Origin of the sequence: Methylotenera sp. G11 (assembly GCF_000799735.1) — a bacterium.
GTDB lineage: Bacteria > Pseudomonadota > Gammaproteobacteria > Burkholderiales > Methylophilaceae > Methylotenera.
In genome coordinates this window covers 443,608-459,551 of sequence record NZ_JUHH01000001.1, presented here as the reverse complement: position 1 = coordinate 459,551, position 15,944 = coordinate 443,608, and the positions used below count along the sequence as shown (strand labels likewise).

13 protein-coding genes and 3 tRNA genes are annotated in these 15,944 nt (G+C 49.1%); 8 read left to right on the top strand and 8 right to left on the bottom strand.

Annotated elements, in window-relative coordinates; genetic code table 11:
* Positions 1–145 precede the first annotated feature (145 nt).
* From rnk to GQ51_RS02140, 3 genes are all read left to right on the top strand, one after another.
* The gene (gene rnk, locus GQ51_RS02150) at positions 146–502 is read left to right on the top strand and encodes a nucleoside diphosphate kinase regulator (protein ID WP_047553598.1); all 357 of its coding nucleotides are present in this window, start codon (positions 146–148) and stop codon (positions 500–502) included.
* Between the two features lie 92 nt (positions 503–594).
* Positions 595–1,107, top strand: coding sequence for a hypothetical protein (locus GQ51_RS02145; protein ID WP_047549227.1), 513 nt, complete (start codon positions 595–597; stop codon positions 1,105–1,107).
* A gap of 114 nt (positions 1,108–1,221) precedes the next feature.
* Positions 1,222–1,593 carry a YidH family protein gene (locus GQ51_RS02140; protein WP_047549224.1) on the top strand — a complete coding sequence of 124 codons (372 nt, stop codon included), beginning with the start codon at positions 1,222–1,224 and terminating at the stop codon, positions 1,591–1,593.
* Here the strand turns inward: GQ51_RS02140 and GQ51_RS02135 are convergent.
* From GQ51_RS02135 to smc, 8 genes are all read right to left on the bottom strand, one after another.
* Positions 1,583–2,098 carry an HvfX family Cu-binding RiPP maturation protein gene (locus GQ51_RS02135; protein WP_052177838.1) on the bottom strand — a complete coding sequence of 172 codons (516 nt, stop codon included), beginning with the start codon at positions 2,096–2,098 and terminating at the stop codon, positions 1,583–1,585. The two genes, GQ51_RS02140 and GQ51_RS02135, sit on opposite strands and share 11 nt — an antisense overlap.
* Positions 2,099–2,192: 94 nt before the next feature.
* Complete coding sequence (locus GQ51_RS02130; protein ID WP_081987065.1) at positions 2,193–2,849, bottom strand: sulfite oxidase heme-binding subunit YedZ; 657 nt, start codon at positions 2,847–2,849, stop codon at positions 2,193–2,195.
* Positions 2,818–3,810, bottom strand: coding sequence for a protein-methionine-sulfoxide reductase catalytic subunit MsrP (gene msrP / locus GQ51_RS02125; protein WP_047549218.1), 993 nt, complete (start codon positions 3,808–3,810; stop codon positions 2,818–2,820). The genes GQ51_RS02130 and msrP overlap by 32 nt, the downstream gene beginning before the upstream one ends.
* A 119-nt stretch (positions 3,811–3,929) precedes the next feature.
* A complete protein-coding gene (locus tag GQ51_RS02120; protein ID WP_047553593.1) occupies positions 3,930–4,835 on the bottom strand; it encodes a tetratricopeptide repeat protein in 906 nt (301 codons plus the stop codon).
* A gap of 45 nt (positions 4,836–4,880) precedes the next feature.
* On the bottom strand, positions 4,881–5,696 hold the full coding sequence (gene cysQ, locus GQ51_RS02115) for a 3'(2'),5'-bisphosphate nucleotidase CysQ (protein ID WP_047549215.1): 816 nt from the start codon (positions 5,694–5,696) through the stop codon (positions 4,881–4,883).
* 3 nt (positions 5,697–5,699) lie between these two features.
* Positions 5,700–7,730, bottom strand: a complete 2,031-nt coding sequence (ligA, locus tag GQ51_RS02110) for an NAD-dependent DNA ligase LigA (RefSeq protein WP_235276144.1) — start codon at positions 7,728–7,730, stop codon at positions 5,700–5,702.
* Between the two features lie 8 nt (positions 7,731–7,738).
* Complete coding sequence (locus tag GQ51_RS02105; RefSeq protein ID WP_047549213.1) at positions 7,739–9,196, bottom strand: cell division protein ZipA C-terminal FtsZ-binding domain-containing protein; 1,458 nt, start codon at positions 9,194–9,196, stop codon at positions 7,739–7,741.
* 54 nt (positions 9,197–9,250) lie between these two features.
* On the bottom strand, positions 9,251–12,766 hold the full coding sequence (gene smc / locus GQ51_RS02100) for a chromosome segregation protein SMC (RefSeq protein WP_047553588.1): 3,516 nt from the start codon (positions 12,764–12,766) through the stop codon (positions 9,251–9,253).
* Positions 12,767–12,967: 201 nt separating this feature from the next.
* Here smc and queF point away from each other — a divergent pair, with 201 nt between their 5' ends.
* The 5 genes from queF (at position 12,968) to GQ51_RS02075 (ending at position 15,849) form a co-directional block, all read left to right on the top strand.
* The gene (queF, locus tag GQ51_RS02095; RefSeq protein WP_047549210.1) at positions 12,968–13,414 is read left to right on the top strand and encodes a preQ(1) synthase; all 447 of its coding nucleotides are present in this window, start codon (positions 12,968–12,970) and stop codon (positions 13,412–13,414) included.
* A 172-nt stretch (positions 13,415–13,586) separates the two neighbouring features.
* Positions 13,587–13,662 (top strand) — tRNA-Ala (locus GQ51_RS02090).
* 99 nt (positions 13,663–13,761) lie between these two features.
* Positions 13,762–13,837, top strand: a tRNA-Glu gene (locus GQ51_RS02085).
* A gap of 95 nt (positions 13,838–13,932) precedes the next feature.
* A tRNA-Glu gene (locus GQ51_RS02080) sits at positions 13,933–14,008 on the top strand.
* A gap of 302 nt (positions 14,009–14,310) precedes the next feature.
* On the top strand, positions 14,311–15,849 hold the full coding sequence (locus tag GQ51_RS02075) for a hypothetical protein (protein ID WP_152604101.1): 1,539 nt from the start codon (positions 14,311–14,313) through the stop codon (positions 15,847–15,849).
* The last annotated feature ends 95 nt before the right edge of the window (positions 15,850–15,944 follow it).

Below are 15,944 nucleotides of genomic sequence, written 5' to 3'. Positions count from 1 at the left end.
ACATTATTCACATTAATTGTATCCAATAAGGAAACAGTCATGTTCGACCGGTCTATCTTATTTAATATGTCCATAGCCATTATGATTCAGTGCTGCCCAGGCTGATTGTCTGGGCATTTATTTATTGTATGTTATGGATATCATCATGGAACTTGAAAAGATAATTATTTCGGATTTAGACTACGCGCGACTATCTATGCTGGCGAATGATGACGTGCTTAGCGATGAGTTGAGCCTGGCGATTGTAGTTCCAGAGGATCAAATGCCGCACAATGTGGTGAGAATTAATTCACGTGTAATTTACACAGACGAAAGCGTGGGATTAAGCCGGGAGGTGGAATTAGTATTCCCGGAGGGTGCCAATATGAAGTATGGAAAAATCTCCGTATTATCGCCTGTGGGCTCTGCTTTACTCGGGCTGAAAGAAGGCCAGGTGATTGATTGGCCTTTCCCGCAGAAGCAATCCAGGCGATTGAAAGTGATCAAAGTCATGAATGTGTAAGCCGGGCACCTGCCCGCGCCTTCCTCACAGGTTACTGAAGAGAAAACCAGTAACCAATTAATTTACATGACTATTTATACAGGATATTAACTTTGATTACTAAAATTATCACTACACATTTAACAGATAAATCCATTTTGACTGAAGTGATCGTTGATGATGAAACATTTAATGTATTTACGACATTCAGTGCCGATGAGAAAGATAAATATATTACTTTTTGCAAGGTTTATATGGCCGATGCAATGACCTGGTCGCCTAAACACATCTGGCATGCCTCCTCTACCGACACGGTCAATGCGGTGCTGGATCATGTGACAGTCACTAAAATGCTATTGAGCAAAAAGCACTCTGAATGGAACCCGGAGCTATTTTACATAAACAGGCCATTTGAAAAAGTAGAAAAGCTGAGATTCAAGGATTACACAGTTGACAAAAATTCGTTCAATTCAAAATTGACAGAAAAGTTACTTGAAGAATCAATTGGTTATGAATCCCATGATAAGGCCAAATCTAGCTCTATCAATAGAGTCAGAAAATATATATTTGCGCCTATCGTCGTTCTTATCATGTTCAGCTTGTATTCACTGATTGCTGTAGAGTAATGTTTCAATAGTTAAATACAACCATTCATGAGCAGGTAAAGGCTGGAACCGAGCAGGACTTACAGCCTCCTTGCCCTCACCTGCTTGCATGTACATTTTAATATAGGAAATATTTTGAACTCAGATCCTAGAGTCTTTTTCGCAGCTGAACGCACGCTACTGGCTTGGGTCAGGTCAGGCATTACCGTAATGGCGCTTGGTTTTGTAGTGGCTAAATTCGGTTTATTCCTGACCTTGCTGACTACCGCAGGTGCTGGCGATCACCATATCCACCAAGGAAGCGACTTCTCCAACTTCTTTGGCATGGCACTTGTAATGATTGGCGTTGCAATCACATTAGGGGCGCAGTATAACCATCATCGCTATGTGAAAACATTACCGCCGGCAGATGTCCCTGAATTAGCGATCACCTGCCTGGGTTCTTTATTAACGTTATCAGTAGCACTGGTTGGCGGGCTGCTTACAGTTTATCTTGCTATGACATAACTGTTTTTATCGGCTTTACATAAGCAATCAACAAATAATCAACACTGACCTTTCCGGCACCTTTGAATATCAAAGGGAAGAACATCACAATATAGAGCAATGGCAGCTTATAGTTACCCAAACCATCACCCTCTTCATCCACGATCCTGTAACCGGTTATCAGGTCACTGATACTGGTTAGCTGGGCTGGCCAATGTACTGAAACAATCGCGACAATCGTTAAAACCACCAGCGATACCGAAAAGAACCGTGTTGCAAAACCTAACACCAGGGCAATTGCACCTAATATTTCAAAATAAGTAGCAATGTGCCAGCTGATATCCGGTGGCAGCAGGTTGAACGGGAAAGGGAATGCGACTTCCTGAAACCAATTGGTGCCATGAAACTTCTGAAGACCTGATTCACCAAACTCTATTGCCAGAACCAAGCGTAAAAATAATGGCGGAATATAATCGGCAAAAACATTGACCTGCGCTATCGCCTTGCAATAAAGCCCTACGCCCATATTCAATACAGAACCTGCCTTCATCAGAATTTCTCCCTAATTTAAGATTAACGATAAGCATTAGTCGTAATCAAGGAGCACTACTTACACTATCTTAAGCTTTGCGCTTCGATATTCTGTAGTAAATCCTGATAGCCAGCAGCAAAGCCAATATCACTGCATACAGCATGGGTTCACGCAGGTCTTTTTTCACCAGCCACAAGAAATGCACCACAGCTAAAATAGCAATCACATAAACCAACTTGTGCAACTGTTTCCAGCGCTCACGCAATAGCCTGATCATGGCATTGTTAGAAGTAATGGCCAGCGGCAAAGTCAACATGAAAGCTGAAGCGCCTACCAGCACGTACGGGTGCTTAACGATATCCCTGGCAATGTCTGCCCAGTCAAAAGCATAATCCAGCCATAAATAGGCCGTCACATGCAGGCAGGCATAAAAGAACATAAAAAGCCCCAGCATACGCCGGTACTGCAATTGCCATGAGCGCCCTGTCATTAACCTGATCGGGCTCAAACTCAAGGTGGCTAACAACATGAATAATGACCAGTAACCCGTTGATCTTTCAACAAACTCTACCGGGTTGGCAGTCAAATTATCATGAAAAGCCAGCCAGAACAGGCGCAACAAAGGAATCAGGCACAGCAGGAAAATGGCAAACTTTAACCTGGCGACCAGTTTTCTATCCGGCACCTTGCTGATAAAAGCTAGCCATTGCAGCCTAATAGTTTTTTCGTAAATCCATGCCGGCATACATCTGCCCTACCTGTTCTGTGTAACCGTTAAACATCTGCGTTTTGATGCGCCCGGCAAAAAGGCCTGCACCAATACGTTTCTCTGAAGATTGCGTCCAGCGCGGGTGGTCAACCTGTGGGTTGACGTTGGCATAAAAACCATACTCCTTCGGGCCGGCCTTCATCCATGTAGTCATCGGCATTTTGTCGGTAAAGCGGATTTTGACAATTGCTTTTGCCCCTTTGAAACCATACTTCCAGGGCACCACGAGGCGCATCGGTGCCCCGTTCTGATTAGGCAAAGCCTCGCCGTATAATCCGACAGCCATGATCGTAAGCGGGTTCATCGCTTCATCCATACGCAGGCCTTCGATATAAGGCCAGTCCAGTATCGGCAGGTTTACACCCGGCATCTGCTGTGTATCCGCCAAAGATACAAACTCAACATACTTGGCATTCGAATTGGGTTCCGCCCATTTAATCAACTGTGCAAGCGGGAATCCGATCCAGGGAATCACCATAGACCACCCTTCAACACAGCGCATGCGGTATATCCGCTCTTCCAGCGGCGCGAGCTTTAAAATATCCTCGATACTGATGGTTTTATTCTTCTTGACCTGCCCTTCAATGCTGACAGTCCAGGGCACTGGCTTGAATAGTTTTGAATGCACGGCAGGCTCATCCTTGCCGGTGCCGAACTCGTAATAGTTATTGTAGGTAGTAATATCTTCAAAAGAAGTCAGCTTTTCTCCGGTTCCATATTTTGACTTAGTGAAATCGGGGAGCTTTAACAAAGGCCTGCCGGCCTTGTACTGCGTAGGCAGGTTGCCGGAAGTGGCGAATGACGGGCTGGCCAGCAAACCTGTCGCGCTGGCCAAAAGCCCGAAACCGGCCTGCTGCAGGAACTGGCGCCTGCCGTCAAAGACCTCCTTAGGCGTAATCTCTGATGAAAGAATGTCGGATTTTGTCTGGATAATCATGGCGTAACCTTAAATGATGGATAGCCGTCAGGCCATTACCCATCAAGCTCATTGATAACGTTAGTTAGTCAAACAGCCAGTCAGTTCCTTACAAAATTACAGGGTGATTTAATAAAATTTTATTGAATTAAATTCTGGGTTTCTTTTGTGATTTCTTCATCCAATGCCGGATCATTGGTATTTTTAGCGATCAGCCTGGCTTTTTCGACCAGCGCTTTTGCCGACTGCATGTCTCCGCGGGCGGCCTTGACCTGTGCCAGCACATAGCTGCCCTGAGCTTCATAGTAAGCACCACCCTGCTCATTGGCAAACTTGATGATTTTATTCAGGGTGTTTTCTGCACTGGCATAGTTCCTGGCAGCCGCATAATAACGGCCAAGTTCAATGCTGGAATGTGCAAACTGGTCCGGAGTGCCCGATTTCTGGTGCATAAAGTAAGCTTTGATCTGGTACTCAAGTGCAAGGTCATGCTGATTCATCAGGTGATAAGTCTCCGCAATATCTTCAAAACTTTCACCGCGCTCATTATCATTAGCATCCAGTTTTGTTGCGGTTAAATAAGATTCCAGCGCTAAAGGATACTGCTTGGTTTCAAAGTGTGCATTACCGATACCGATATGTGACACACGCTCAAACGCTTTGCTTTTTGCAAGCCCTGCCTGTTTCAGGCTTTCCTGGTAACTGGCAATGGCCTGTTCGTATTGGCCGGCATTTTTATAGGCATGGCCAGTGACCAGTGCAACAATCGTCTTTTCGAATGCATCGGAAGAAAACTTTTCGGCGGATTTGAAAGCGCTTAACGCAGACTTCAAATCACCTTGTGCACTATAGGTACGCCCCTGGCAAAGCAAGGCATCACGATCCCGGCTATTGACGCTCAATGCTTTGCCTGCCAATGTAGATGCAGTAGAAAAATCCCCCTGCTCATAGGCCTTATTGCAGGCATACGCATCATCAGAAATTGCATAAACATTATTAAAATACAATGCAGTAATTAAAGTCGTTAGCGTTAATTGCAGTTTCATGTTCATCAATATTCTTTAAGTTAAATGCAGCAGCTGCATGCGTGTTTATAAAAACTCAGACCAGTTGAATGACTTCTGAACGGTCGCAAAGAAATGGGGATTCAATAATGATTGCTTGGTGTTATAACGCAGCTGGCGCCCTGCCTCATCAACGATATCCCCACCGGCTTCCTTCAGTATGCAATGCGCTGCAGCCGTATCCCACTCCGAGGTTGGTCCAAGCCTTGGGTATACATCCGCCGAGCCTTGCGCAACCAGGCAGATTTTTAGAGAACTTCCCATGCTGATAAGTTCAGGGACAGCACCGGTTTCAACATGGATATTATTGAGAAAGCGCTGGACCTGATGGTCGCTGTGGGAGCGGCTGCCGGCCACGATAAGTTTCTCGATATTAAACGGCCTGGTATGGATCTGAAAAGCCGCATAATTTTTAGCCTGCTTGAAAGCGCCATGCCCCAAAGATGCAAAATACAGCAAATCTGTCGCCGGCGCATACACCACGCCTATGACCGGAGAATGCCTGTCGATCAAGGCAATGTTGACCGTAAACTCCCCGTTACGTTTTACGAACTCGCGCGTGCCATCCAGCGGATCGATCAGCCAATATAGCTGCCAGGAATTGCGCACATCAGCATCTATCGTTTCCGATTCTTCGGACAGGATAGGGATGTCAGGCGTCAGCCGTTTCAATGAGCTCACGATCAGATTATGTGCCGCCAGGTCAGCCTGTGTCAAAGGTGAATTATCAGATTTATTTTCTACATCAAAATCTGTTTCATACACCTTCATAATCGCTTCGCCTGCATTTTTGGCAATTTCAATGACGGCGTCCAAATATTGATGATAGTGATTATTTTCCATTGTTTATCCCAATAATGCCAATAAACCGGCTTCGTCCAAAATTGTCACGCCAAGCTCCTGAGCTTTATCCAGCTTGCTTCCGGCTTCAGTGCCGGCAACTACGTAATCTGTCTTTTTCGAAACACTGCCGCTCACTTTGCCTCCTGCCGCTTCGATAAGCTCTTTTGCACTATCGCGCGACATGGTTGGCAAGATACCGGTAAGTACAAAGGTTTTACCCAGCAACACGCCGCCAGAGGTTTGCTTCCCTTCAGTCACAGGCCAGGTGATGCCGGCTGACACAAGTTCGGCAATCACGCTTTGATTGTGTGCTTCAGAGAAAAAATTGGTAATGGACTCTGCAACGACAGGACCCACATCATTCACTTCCAGCAGTTTTTCAGTATTCGCGTTCATCAAGGCCGGCAGATCTCCAAAATATCTGGCCAGGTCTTTGGCTGTCGCTTCACCGACATTGCGCATTCCCAGCGCATAGATAAAACGCGCCAGCGTCGTCTGTTTGCTGGCTTCCAGTGCATTTAAAACATTCTGCGCCGACTTGTTTGCCATACGCTCAAGGCTGCTGAGTGTATCCAGATCCAGTTTGTAGATATCCGCCAGCGTATGCACGAGATTAGCCTCAACCAGCTGATCGACCAGTTTATCTCCCAGGCCTTCAATATCCATTGCCCGGCGTGAGGCAAAGTGCGTAATGGCCTGTTTGCGCTGTGCAGGGCAAAATAAACCGCCGGTGCAGCGTGCCACCGCTTCATCGGCTTGTTTCAGGATATGCGAGCCGCATTCCGGGCAAACCTCAGGCATTACAAAGCGACGCGCATCGGCCGGACGCCTTTCAATCAGCGTGAACACCACTTCAGGAATCACATCCCCTGCCCTGCGCACACTGACCGTATCGCCGATGTACACATCCTTGCGCCGCACTTCATCTTCGTTATGCAAAGTCGCGTTTGTCACGGTCACGCCACCCACAAACACTGGTTTCAGCCTGGCGACCGGCGTGATTGCGCCAGTACGCCCCACCTGCACGGTAATGTCTTCCACAACCGTGAGCGCCTCTTGTGCAGGAAATTTGTGCGCCACAGCCCAGCGCGGGGCGCGGGACACAAATCCCAGCTCGTTCTGCTGGCTGAATTCGTTCACTTTATAAACTACGCCGTCTATATCAAAAGGCAGGCGATCGCGTATTTCACCGATTTTCTGGTAATAAGACCTGAGCCCGGCTACACCTGCGACGACACCACGCTCATGGCTCACCGGAAAATGTAGACCGGCAAGGTAATCCATCGCCATCGCATGATTGGTCAAGGTCGGAATACCTTCTGCCGCGCCCAATCCATAAGCAAAGAATGTCAGGGGCCTTTGCGCTGTAATACGCGCATCAAGCTGCCGCAAGCTGCCCGCAGCTGCATTGCGCGGGTTAGCGAACAGCTTGTCGCCCTTGGCCAGCTGCGCCTGGTTCAGCTTGTCGAAATCGCGCTTCAGCATCAGCACCTCGCCACGCACTTCTAAAAGCTGCGGCGGCTCCTTGCAGCTCAATCGCATCGGGATCGCGCGCAAAGTGCGCAAATTATGCGTCACGTCTTCACCGGTGTAACCGTCTCCACGTGTCGCGCCCTGTGTAAAAACACCATTTTCATACGTCAACGTAATGGCCAGGCCGTCAAACTTGGGTTCGACCGCATAGGTCACCTCGGCAATACCGAGTGCTTCACTGATGCGCTTATCAAAAGCGCTTAACTCACTGTCTTCAAAAGCATTATTCAATGACAGCATGGCCTGGCGATGCGTGATGCTGTTGAAGGCATTGACCGCAGAACCGCTGACGCGCTGTGTAGGCGAATCCGGCGTAATGAGTGATGGATGTTGCTGCTCCAGCTCCTGCAGCGCTCGGTAGACTTTATCGTACTCACTGTCCGGCACGCTAGGGGCATCAAGCACATAATATTCGTAATCATAACGGGCTATTAAATCACGCAGTTCCTGCATACGTGATGCCGTGTCTCGCTGATCAGCGCCAAATAACATGAATTGCATACCCGGGATCAAGAGAATAAACGATGTGCAACATCTGATCCGGGAACAATACCTCGTGTCAGCATCGTGGCCTGGATGATTTTAAGCTGATGCCGTATTTTCTCGATCTGTGCATCGCCCAAAGGCCTGTTGTTATCATCAACCAGTTGTGCATGCAGGCCGGTTTCCATTTGCTTTGCGACTTGCACCATGTGGTTATACGCCTCTGTACTGTTATTGACATGCGGTATATCCAATTGAAAGGTGATCCCTTTCACTACAGACTGCCTCAGCATGTCAGGGCTGAAGGGATGATGCTCACGATTGAACATGACAAAAGAAGGTGTCGCAGCTGTTGAAACCAGTGCTGCATGTTTTTGAGCCGCTTCGTCAAAAAACTTGAAACTGCCGTCTGCGGACAGCTCAAGCCCCTGGGCCTCAGCCAACCCCCGGAGTTTGGTACCGGTAAATGCCCCGTTTTCCCCATGCAGCAGATGAAAGCCCATGGTTTTGTCGACATCGATACAGAAAGCATCCAAAGCTGCGGCATCTGCGACGGCATCACCGTTGCTTTGCCATTCCACATGCGCGCTGACATCCAGGCCAAGGCTTTCCACAGCCAGCTGGAAACGGTTCACGACATTGCGCGTAACCGGGCCAGCCCGATCCGCCAGCTGCAAGCTGCATGCGATTTTTGATATTTTCTGGTTTGCGAAATCCGGCTTGGAAGCTACGTCACTCAGTAGCAGCCAGCGTGAGTCTGGCGTTTGCACATGTATAAACATAGGCTTGTCAAAGCCGTCAAAATCGCTTTTTAAAACGCCGCTGACCTGGCTAACGGTAGACACATCCGCCAGATGCAGCAATGCTATCAGGTCGACTTGTGCGTGGAGTCTGGCCGGCAGGCTCTGTGCCAATGCTGCTTCCGGCTCTACCCTGTCGGCGGCGCCCAGCGCTCTGCCAGCAGCAAGTTCCTGCGTATTGACGGCATCCGGGCTTTTGCTGAATGCATCCTGAAAAATAGCTTTTATGCCATCATGATTCACTGGTTTTGCTTGCGGTAACGAATCGTTGTGCTCCGCAGCAGCAAAAGGCGCTTCTACATAAGGCATTTCGGCATCGGCAGCTTCACTGATTTCAGGCGTCTGGATCGCTTCAGGCGCGATGTATGTGGTTTCCGGTTCTGAGTATAAAGCCTGGTCATCAATATGGTCATGGGTTTCAAGCGCCGGCTCTTGTTTGGCAAGCGGCGTTTCATGGATCAGGTCATGGCTGATCGAGAACGCATCGTGATCAGGATCATCTTCCGTATCATAGCGCTGCGCCGTATCCAAAGATGGCTCCTCAAGCAATGCATCGCTTTTGATACTGGAAAAGTTATTCTCCACCTGTTGATGAAAGCGCCTTTCTTGCCACCAGTTAAATACCAGAACGGCAACAATAATCAGGCCACCGATGACAATTAGAACTATTTGCAAATCGCTCATTTACATTAAACTTTCAACTATATTTCAACTACCGAGGATTTATATACCGAGGATTCACGCCTCAGCCATTAGCACTGCGGCATCCATATCTACATCAACGATACGCGAAACTCCAGACTCCTGCATAGTAACACCTATCAATTGCTGCGCCATTTCCATCGTAATTTTATTATGACTTACATATAAAAACTGCGTTCTTTCCGACATTTTTTTCACCATGGCACAAAAGCGCTCGGTATTGCTGTCATCCAGCGGCGCATCGACTTCATCCATGAGGCAGAATGGGGCTGGATTAAGCCTGAAGAAGGCAAACACCAGGGCAAGCGCCGTTAACGCTTTCTCACCGCCCGATAACAGCTGAATGGTGCTGTTTTTCTTGCCGGGCGGCTGTGCAAACACCTGCATGCCCGTATCCAGGATTTCATCCCCAAGCAGCACCAGCCTGGCCTGGCCGCCCCCGAACAAGGTCGTGAACAGCTCATTGAAATGCAGATTGGCTTCATCGAAAGTCGCCTGCAGACGGCTCCTTGTTTCCCGGTCTATTTTGCGGATTGCATCTTCCAATGTCTGGCTTGCATCGGTTAAATCAAGACACTGGCTATCAAGGTACTGTTTACGGGTCTGCTCAGACGCCAGCTCATCAATGGCAGCCAGGTTCACCGCCCCTAATGCCTCGATGTCAGCCTCCAGTTTACCTTTCATGCTTTCCAGGTCGCCGGTTTTCGGCTGGTTCTGGTGCTGCTGCAAGCTATCTGCCAGCACAGCTTCATCCATTCCGCAGGATGCAAGCCCGGCCTGACACTGCTCGAAATGCAGCCGCGCTTCCTGCTCATTGAGCCGGCCGGCTTCAAGCTTATCCCTGACCGGGTGCAGCATCTGCTCATTCTGCAGGCGTGTGCGCTCCTGCTGCATTAAAGCTTCCTGGCATTCAGCCAATGCATTGCGCGCTGCAGCAAGCCCATCCTCGCAGGCATGCTTCACGTTTAACGCAGCTTCCAGGTTTGCTTTCAGCGTTTCCATCGGTGTCACAGTCAGTGCAGTTTCCAGCTCATCACCACGAATCCTGAGGCTGGATTTTTCTTCATGTAAGAATTGAATTTTTGATTCCAACTCTTTGATATTATTTTGAATAAGTTTTATATTGAATGCTTTTTCCTGGTGAGCACGCTCCAGCGCCTGCAACTCACTGCGCGTTGCATTAAGCTGTTTTTCAGCCTGTTTCTTATTAAGTTCATTGGCAGATTTCAGCGTCTGCATCTGTGATAAATCCGCATTGATCCCGGCAACCTGTGCTTCTTTAAGCGACTTTTCAGTTTGCAGGCTTTCAAGTTTTTTGCTGGCATGAACACTGTCTGTTTCCAGCATGTCTTTACGCTGAAGCGCACTTAGCTGCTGCTGTTTTAATTGCTGCAGGTTTAAATTCAGCTGATGCGCCTGCTGAGTGATACTTTTCAGGTGCTGCTGCCCGGTATGCTGGCTCGTACGGGACTCCTGCAACTCTGCCTCCAGCTGCGTCAACTGGCTGGCTGCGGCGGCTAACCGTTGCTGATGCTCAGGCAACTGTCGCTGCAACAGCTCCAGCCTTGCCTGACGTTCGAGCACGCCATGCAGCAACGACTGCGCTCCAAAATAATCAACGCTGTTGCGTGTGTAAATATCACCATGCCGGTTGACCAGGCACTCCCCCTGGTTAAGCTGTTGGCTGGCAGCAGCCGGGCTCATATCGTCCGTCAACAGATATACACCTGCGAGCCAGTCATGCAACACGGCCTGGCAGGTAGCATCTATCCGCTCAATCACGGAGTGTATCGGCGAATATCCATGGGCATTTACTGCCGCATGATGAATCTCGCCGCGGCTGAAAGCGACACTAAGCGCAGTTGGCGGCCTGGTTTCAGGCTGCGCCTTATGCACCAAAGCATTGAGCCGGCTACCTAAAACCGATTCCAGCGCTGTCTCCCAGCCGGATTGAATACCAATCAGCTGCCAGATGCGCGCGTTGTTATTCAGCCCGGATTGTTTCAGCCATGAAGCTAAAGCAGCTTCATTGTTCGCATCATGCATCGCTTGCTGAATTTTTGACAAGGAGTTGATTTCAGCTTCCAGCACATGCTGGCTACGCTGCTGCTCATGTACATACTCACGTGCGGTTTTGATGGCTTCCCGGATTGCGGCTTCATTTTCAAGCATATCCGAAATCCTGGCTTCTGCGGCTTTAACCTCGGCTTCCAGCACTTCCAGTTGCGCTTGCTTTTCAACAAGCGATTCATTAGCGGGAATTTCCAGCGCAGATAAATTCTGCCGCAATCGCTTCAACTGCTCTGTCATGTCGTTGATTGCACGGGTAACGTGACCGATATTGGCCTGCTCCAGTCGCAGCCTTTGCTCTGATTCCAGCCAGCTTGACTGGCTGGCGTTAAAGTCCGCGAGGGCGGCATGGTATTGCTTTGTGTGAGCAGTCAAAGCATCTCGTGCGGCCAATGTGAGCGATTCAGCCGAATCCAAATCAGCATTTGCTGCCAGCAATTTATTGCCTGCCTCCAGCAAGCTGCTTTCAACATTTGCATGCTGTGCAGCATTTCTCTCCAGCTGGCTAAGCAGCTGCTGTAACTGCTGCTGCATGCGATCTCGCGCATCCGCAGTACTCCTGACCTGGTTTTCGAGTGTTGAAACTGTTGCATTCGCCTCATAATATGAGGCTTGTGCGGCATTGACGGCTTCAGTGGCAGCAATATGCTGCTGCCTGGCCGTTTCCAGCGCATTCTCGCTACTGCGCAAATTGGCAGTTTTCGCTTCCAGCTCATTTACCAGTTTTTCAACAATGCGCCCGGCTTTTTCCCAGCCGGCACTGGCTTCACGCTTCTTCAACAGCCATATCTGGCCTTGGGTAAGGCTTAAGGCCGCTTGCAAACGATGGTATTCAGCCGCAACAACTGCCTGGGACTGCAAGCGCAGAATCTGTTTATCAAGCTCACGCAGCACGTCCTCTACCCGCGTCAGATTATCCCGGGTATCACGCAAACGCAGTTCTGTCTCGCGTCTGCGCTCTTTATATTTGGTGATGCCGGCGGCTTCTTCCAAAAACACGCGCATTTCTTCCGGCCTGGCCTCAACGATACGGCTAATGGTATTTTGGCCAATGATGGCATAAGCGCGCCCGCCCAGCCCTGTACCCAGAAACAGGTCAGCTACATCCCGGCGGCGCACGACGGTATTATTGATATAGTAAGTAGAGCCTTTATCACGTTCGATGACGCGCTTGACCGAAATCTCGGCATATTGCGACCACTCCCCGCCGGCACTGCCCATGCTGTTATCAAACACGAGTTCGACACTGGCCCGAGAAATGGATTTACGGTTGCCGGAACCGTTAAAGATGACCGCATCCATCGCATCAGCACGCATCTCCCTGGCGGAAGATTCACCAAGTACCCAGCGCACCGACTCCATCACGTTGGATTTACCGCAGCCATTTGGCCCGACGATGCCGACGCGCTGCCCATGAATATGCAGCGTTGTTGGATCAACAAATGATTTGAATCCGGCTAATTTTAAATGAGTTAAACGCAAAGTTAAGATATAAAGGCCAGTAGAGTTTTTTATTTGAATTATTTTGTTTGAATTATCAAACATGCTTCTATAACCCGATATCCTGGGCACACGGCGGCTTTATGCGGTTAAGGTAAGCAATACATCCCAAAACTCTGCATTTATAGAAGCGCCCTTAAGCGTTATAATAACGTTTTTTAAGCAAAAAGCAGCACATCCATCATGAGCGATCAATCATTAGGCGCGAAGCCCACCGCGCAACCCACTAAAACCCTGGAAACTTTTGAGAATCCGAACCCAAACCGCGACTTTCATATTCATATGGAAATCCCGGAATTTACCTGCCTGTGCCCGAAAACAGGCCAGCCTGACTTCGCCGTGATCTACCTGGATTACATTCCAGACCAGACCTGCGTAGAACTGAAGAGCCTGAAGCTGTATATGTGGTCATTCCGCGATGAAGGCTGCTTCCACGAAGCTGTAACCAACCGCATTCTTGATGACCTGGTAGCGGTCACGCAGCCAAAATTCATGCGCGTAACAGCGAAATTCTTCGTGCGTGGCGGTGTATTCACCAACGTAATTGCCGAGCACCGCAAAGCCGGATGGCAGCCGCAACCTCGCGTAGAGTTAACGCAGTTTGAAAGCCAATCCAACATTCGCGGTTAAACCCGTAACCCAAGCCAGCAGGACTAAACCGGCTGATGTAACGGCTTGATAATTCCAGCTTGGGAAATTTAAGCAAATATAGAATGAAAGTGATTGACAAGCGCCGCGCCCATCTTTAATATGGCGCCTCGCTGACACCGCGATAGATTCAAAGCGGAAACGATGTAGATTTGGGGGTATAGCTCAGCTGGGAGAGCGCTTGCATGGCATGCAAGAGGTCAGCGGTTCGATCCCGCTTACCTCCACCAAAATTGTTAAAAATCGCTTCGATTTGTCAGTAGATTGTAGTAAAATGCTGCACTTGCAGTTACTGAGCAGTAATGTTTGGTTAAGCGGTAAATTCTTAGGTCCCCATCGTCTAGAGGCCTAGGACACCTCCCTTTCACGGAGGCGACCGGGGTTCGAATCCCCGTGGGGACGCCATCATATAGTAATACGCGCACTTGATTTGAAGTCGTTGTATCACAGCAGTGATATTGGCCTAAAAAAGTGTGTTACGGTTTAAAGAAATGTTCAAGGTCCCCATCGTCTAGAGGCCTAGGACACCTCCCTTTCACGGAGGCGACCGGGGTTCGAATCCCCGTGGGGACGCCACTTTCATCGGTGATGACTATCAGTTTCCGGTCATTTTGAAAGTCGCAGTATCAAACATGTTTAAACTAAACATAACCAGCACATCTTTGCGTGATGTACTGGTTTTTTTGTTTTTATCACCTGCCCAATATCCCACAGCATACTTAGCATACCGGCACCGGGCGCATTAACCGCCCTGCACAACGCACTCTGCCATCAAGCACAGCCTCCAGCGCAAATAGACGCACCGGCAAGATTATGATTAAATGAATCGATGCGCATAGCAGCGCGCCATTACCGATGGCTTAATGGGATACCAATACATGCAATATGTAATCAAGCTTCTTAATCTGAGAGGGCTGGTTTTTATCTCGATGTACATGTTGCTGGTGACACTGCTCCCGCTGACCGACTTCGATTATTTCTGGCACCTGAAAACCGGTGAATATATCGTCAAGCTAGGCGCCCTGCCCCAGGGTGACATATTTTCGTTTACTCACTTTAATCAGCCATGGGTACTGCACGAATGGTTATTTGAAGTGGCGCTTTACGGCATGTTTGTTTGGCTGGGGCCATTCGGAGTCAAACTGCTGACAGCCTCACTCGCCATGGCCGCACTGGCCATCACCTACCTGACACTCAAACGCTTTAGCGCAACACCTTCAATCGCGTTCGGCCTGTTGCTTGCTGCCTGCATACCATTTGGCCTTGGCATTGCGCCCAGGCCGCAGCTGGTGACTTACGTACTCTTTGCAAGTTTTCTTTATGCCCTGCTGCATTACAAATACTCCCAGGCAAGCCGTCATTTGTTCATTCTGCCCCTGCTCATGGTGATCTGGGTCAATGCGCATGGCGGCTACCTGGCAGGCATCCTGCTTTTTGGCCTGTTTGCCGTATGCGAATGGGCAAATTACCTTATTTTTTACACTCACGATTTAAAAAGGCAACATCAGCTGTGCCAACTCACCATTGCAGCGGCGGCTACAATCGCAGCAAGTGCGATCAATCCTGAGTTTATAAGTCACTGGCTATATCCTTTTCAGGTTGCAGGCATGGATGTGACCAGGCAGATATCCGAATGGAAAAGCCCCGGGTTCCAGGACTGGGGGACAAGGTCTTACCTGCTTATCGTGCTGGCATTCTTTATTTCATACACCTACATGCCGCGCAAACCCGACCTGACCGAGCTGGCTATTCCCACATTCTTCATGCTGCTCGGGTTTATCGCCATCCGGCATGTACCGCTGGCCACATTGACGCTCATGCCTTTCATTGCCATCGCATCGGCACGAATCAATCCGGAAGGCGCCTGTGCGGCCTGGCATCAGTCAAGGCTATTGCAGTGCTATAAAAAGTGGATAGGCAGCGGCAAACAGATAAACCATAGGGAACACTGGCTGAACTGGCTGTCATTATTAGTCATAGCACTTGGACTGACCGCATACTATCCGGTTTATAACGCCAGGATTGAAAACCAGATCAATGCAATACTGCCGGTGAAAGCTACCGACTTTATCAAAAGTACCGGCATCAGCGGGCACATGTTCAATAGCTATAACTTCGGGGGCTACCTCATCTACCGCCTGTGCCCGGAACAGAAAGTCTTCATCGACGGACGTGCCGATATGTATGGCGATGACTTTGTGAATGAATACGTGAAAATTGCCAAAGTGCAGCCTGGCTGGGAACAGGCATTCGACAAGTACGATATTGATTACGTGATTACCGGCCTCAACGAGCCGCTGTCGCAGTTGCTGCGGGTACGCGGCGACTTCCGGCTGGTTTATGCAGACAGCCATCACTCAGTATTGGTACGGAACGTGCCACGCTATGCCGACATTATTGCAAAATATGCGCGATAACCGGCCGCAGTTTCTCCCTAAACAGTGCCACATCACGGACGCCAGCAAAAAACGGTGGCACCAAAGGGGGAAATCGCGAAGCATTGATCTGATTA

Excerpts from the sequence above, each read along its gene's own strand:
- rnk (WP_047553598.1), top strand. The coding sequence starts at position 146 with ATGGAACTTGAAAAGATAATTATTTCGGATTTAGACTACGCGCGACTA.
- GQ51_RS02120 (WP_047553593.1), bottom strand. The coding sequence starts at position 4,835 with ATGAAACTGCAATTAACGCTAACGACTTTAATTACTGCATTGTATTTT.
- GQ51_RS02135 (WP_052177838.1), bottom strand. The coding sequence starts at position 2,098 with ATGGGCGTAGGGCTTTATTGCAAGGCGATAGCGCAGGTCAATGTTTTT.
- GQ51_RS02130 (WP_081987065.1), bottom strand. The coding sequence starts at position 2,849 with ATGCCGGCATGGATTTACGAAAAAACTATTAGGCTGCAATGGCTAGCT.
- queF (WP_047549210.1), top strand. The coding sequence starts at position 12,968 with ATGAGCGATCAATCATTAGGCGCGAAGCCCACCGCGCAACCCACTAAA.
- GQ51_RS02075 (WP_152604101.1), top strand. The coding sequence starts at position 14,311 with ATGCAATATGTAATCAAGCTTCTTAATCTGAGAGGGCTGGTTTTTATC.
- msrP (WP_047549218.1), bottom strand. The coding sequence starts at position 3,810 with ATGATTATCCAGACAAAATCCGACATTCTTTCATCAGAGATTACGCCT.
- GQ51_RS02105 (WP_047549213.1), bottom strand. The coding sequence starts at position 9,196 with ATGAGCGATTTGCAAATAGTTCTAATTGTCATCGGTGGCCTGATTATT.
- ligA (WP_235276144.1), bottom strand. The coding sequence starts at position 7,730 with ATGCAATTCATGTTATTTGGCGCTGATCAGCGAGACACGGCATCACGT.
- cysQ (WP_047549215.1), bottom strand. The coding sequence starts at position 5,696 with ATGGAAAATAATCACTATCATCAATATTTGGACGCCGTCATTGAAATT.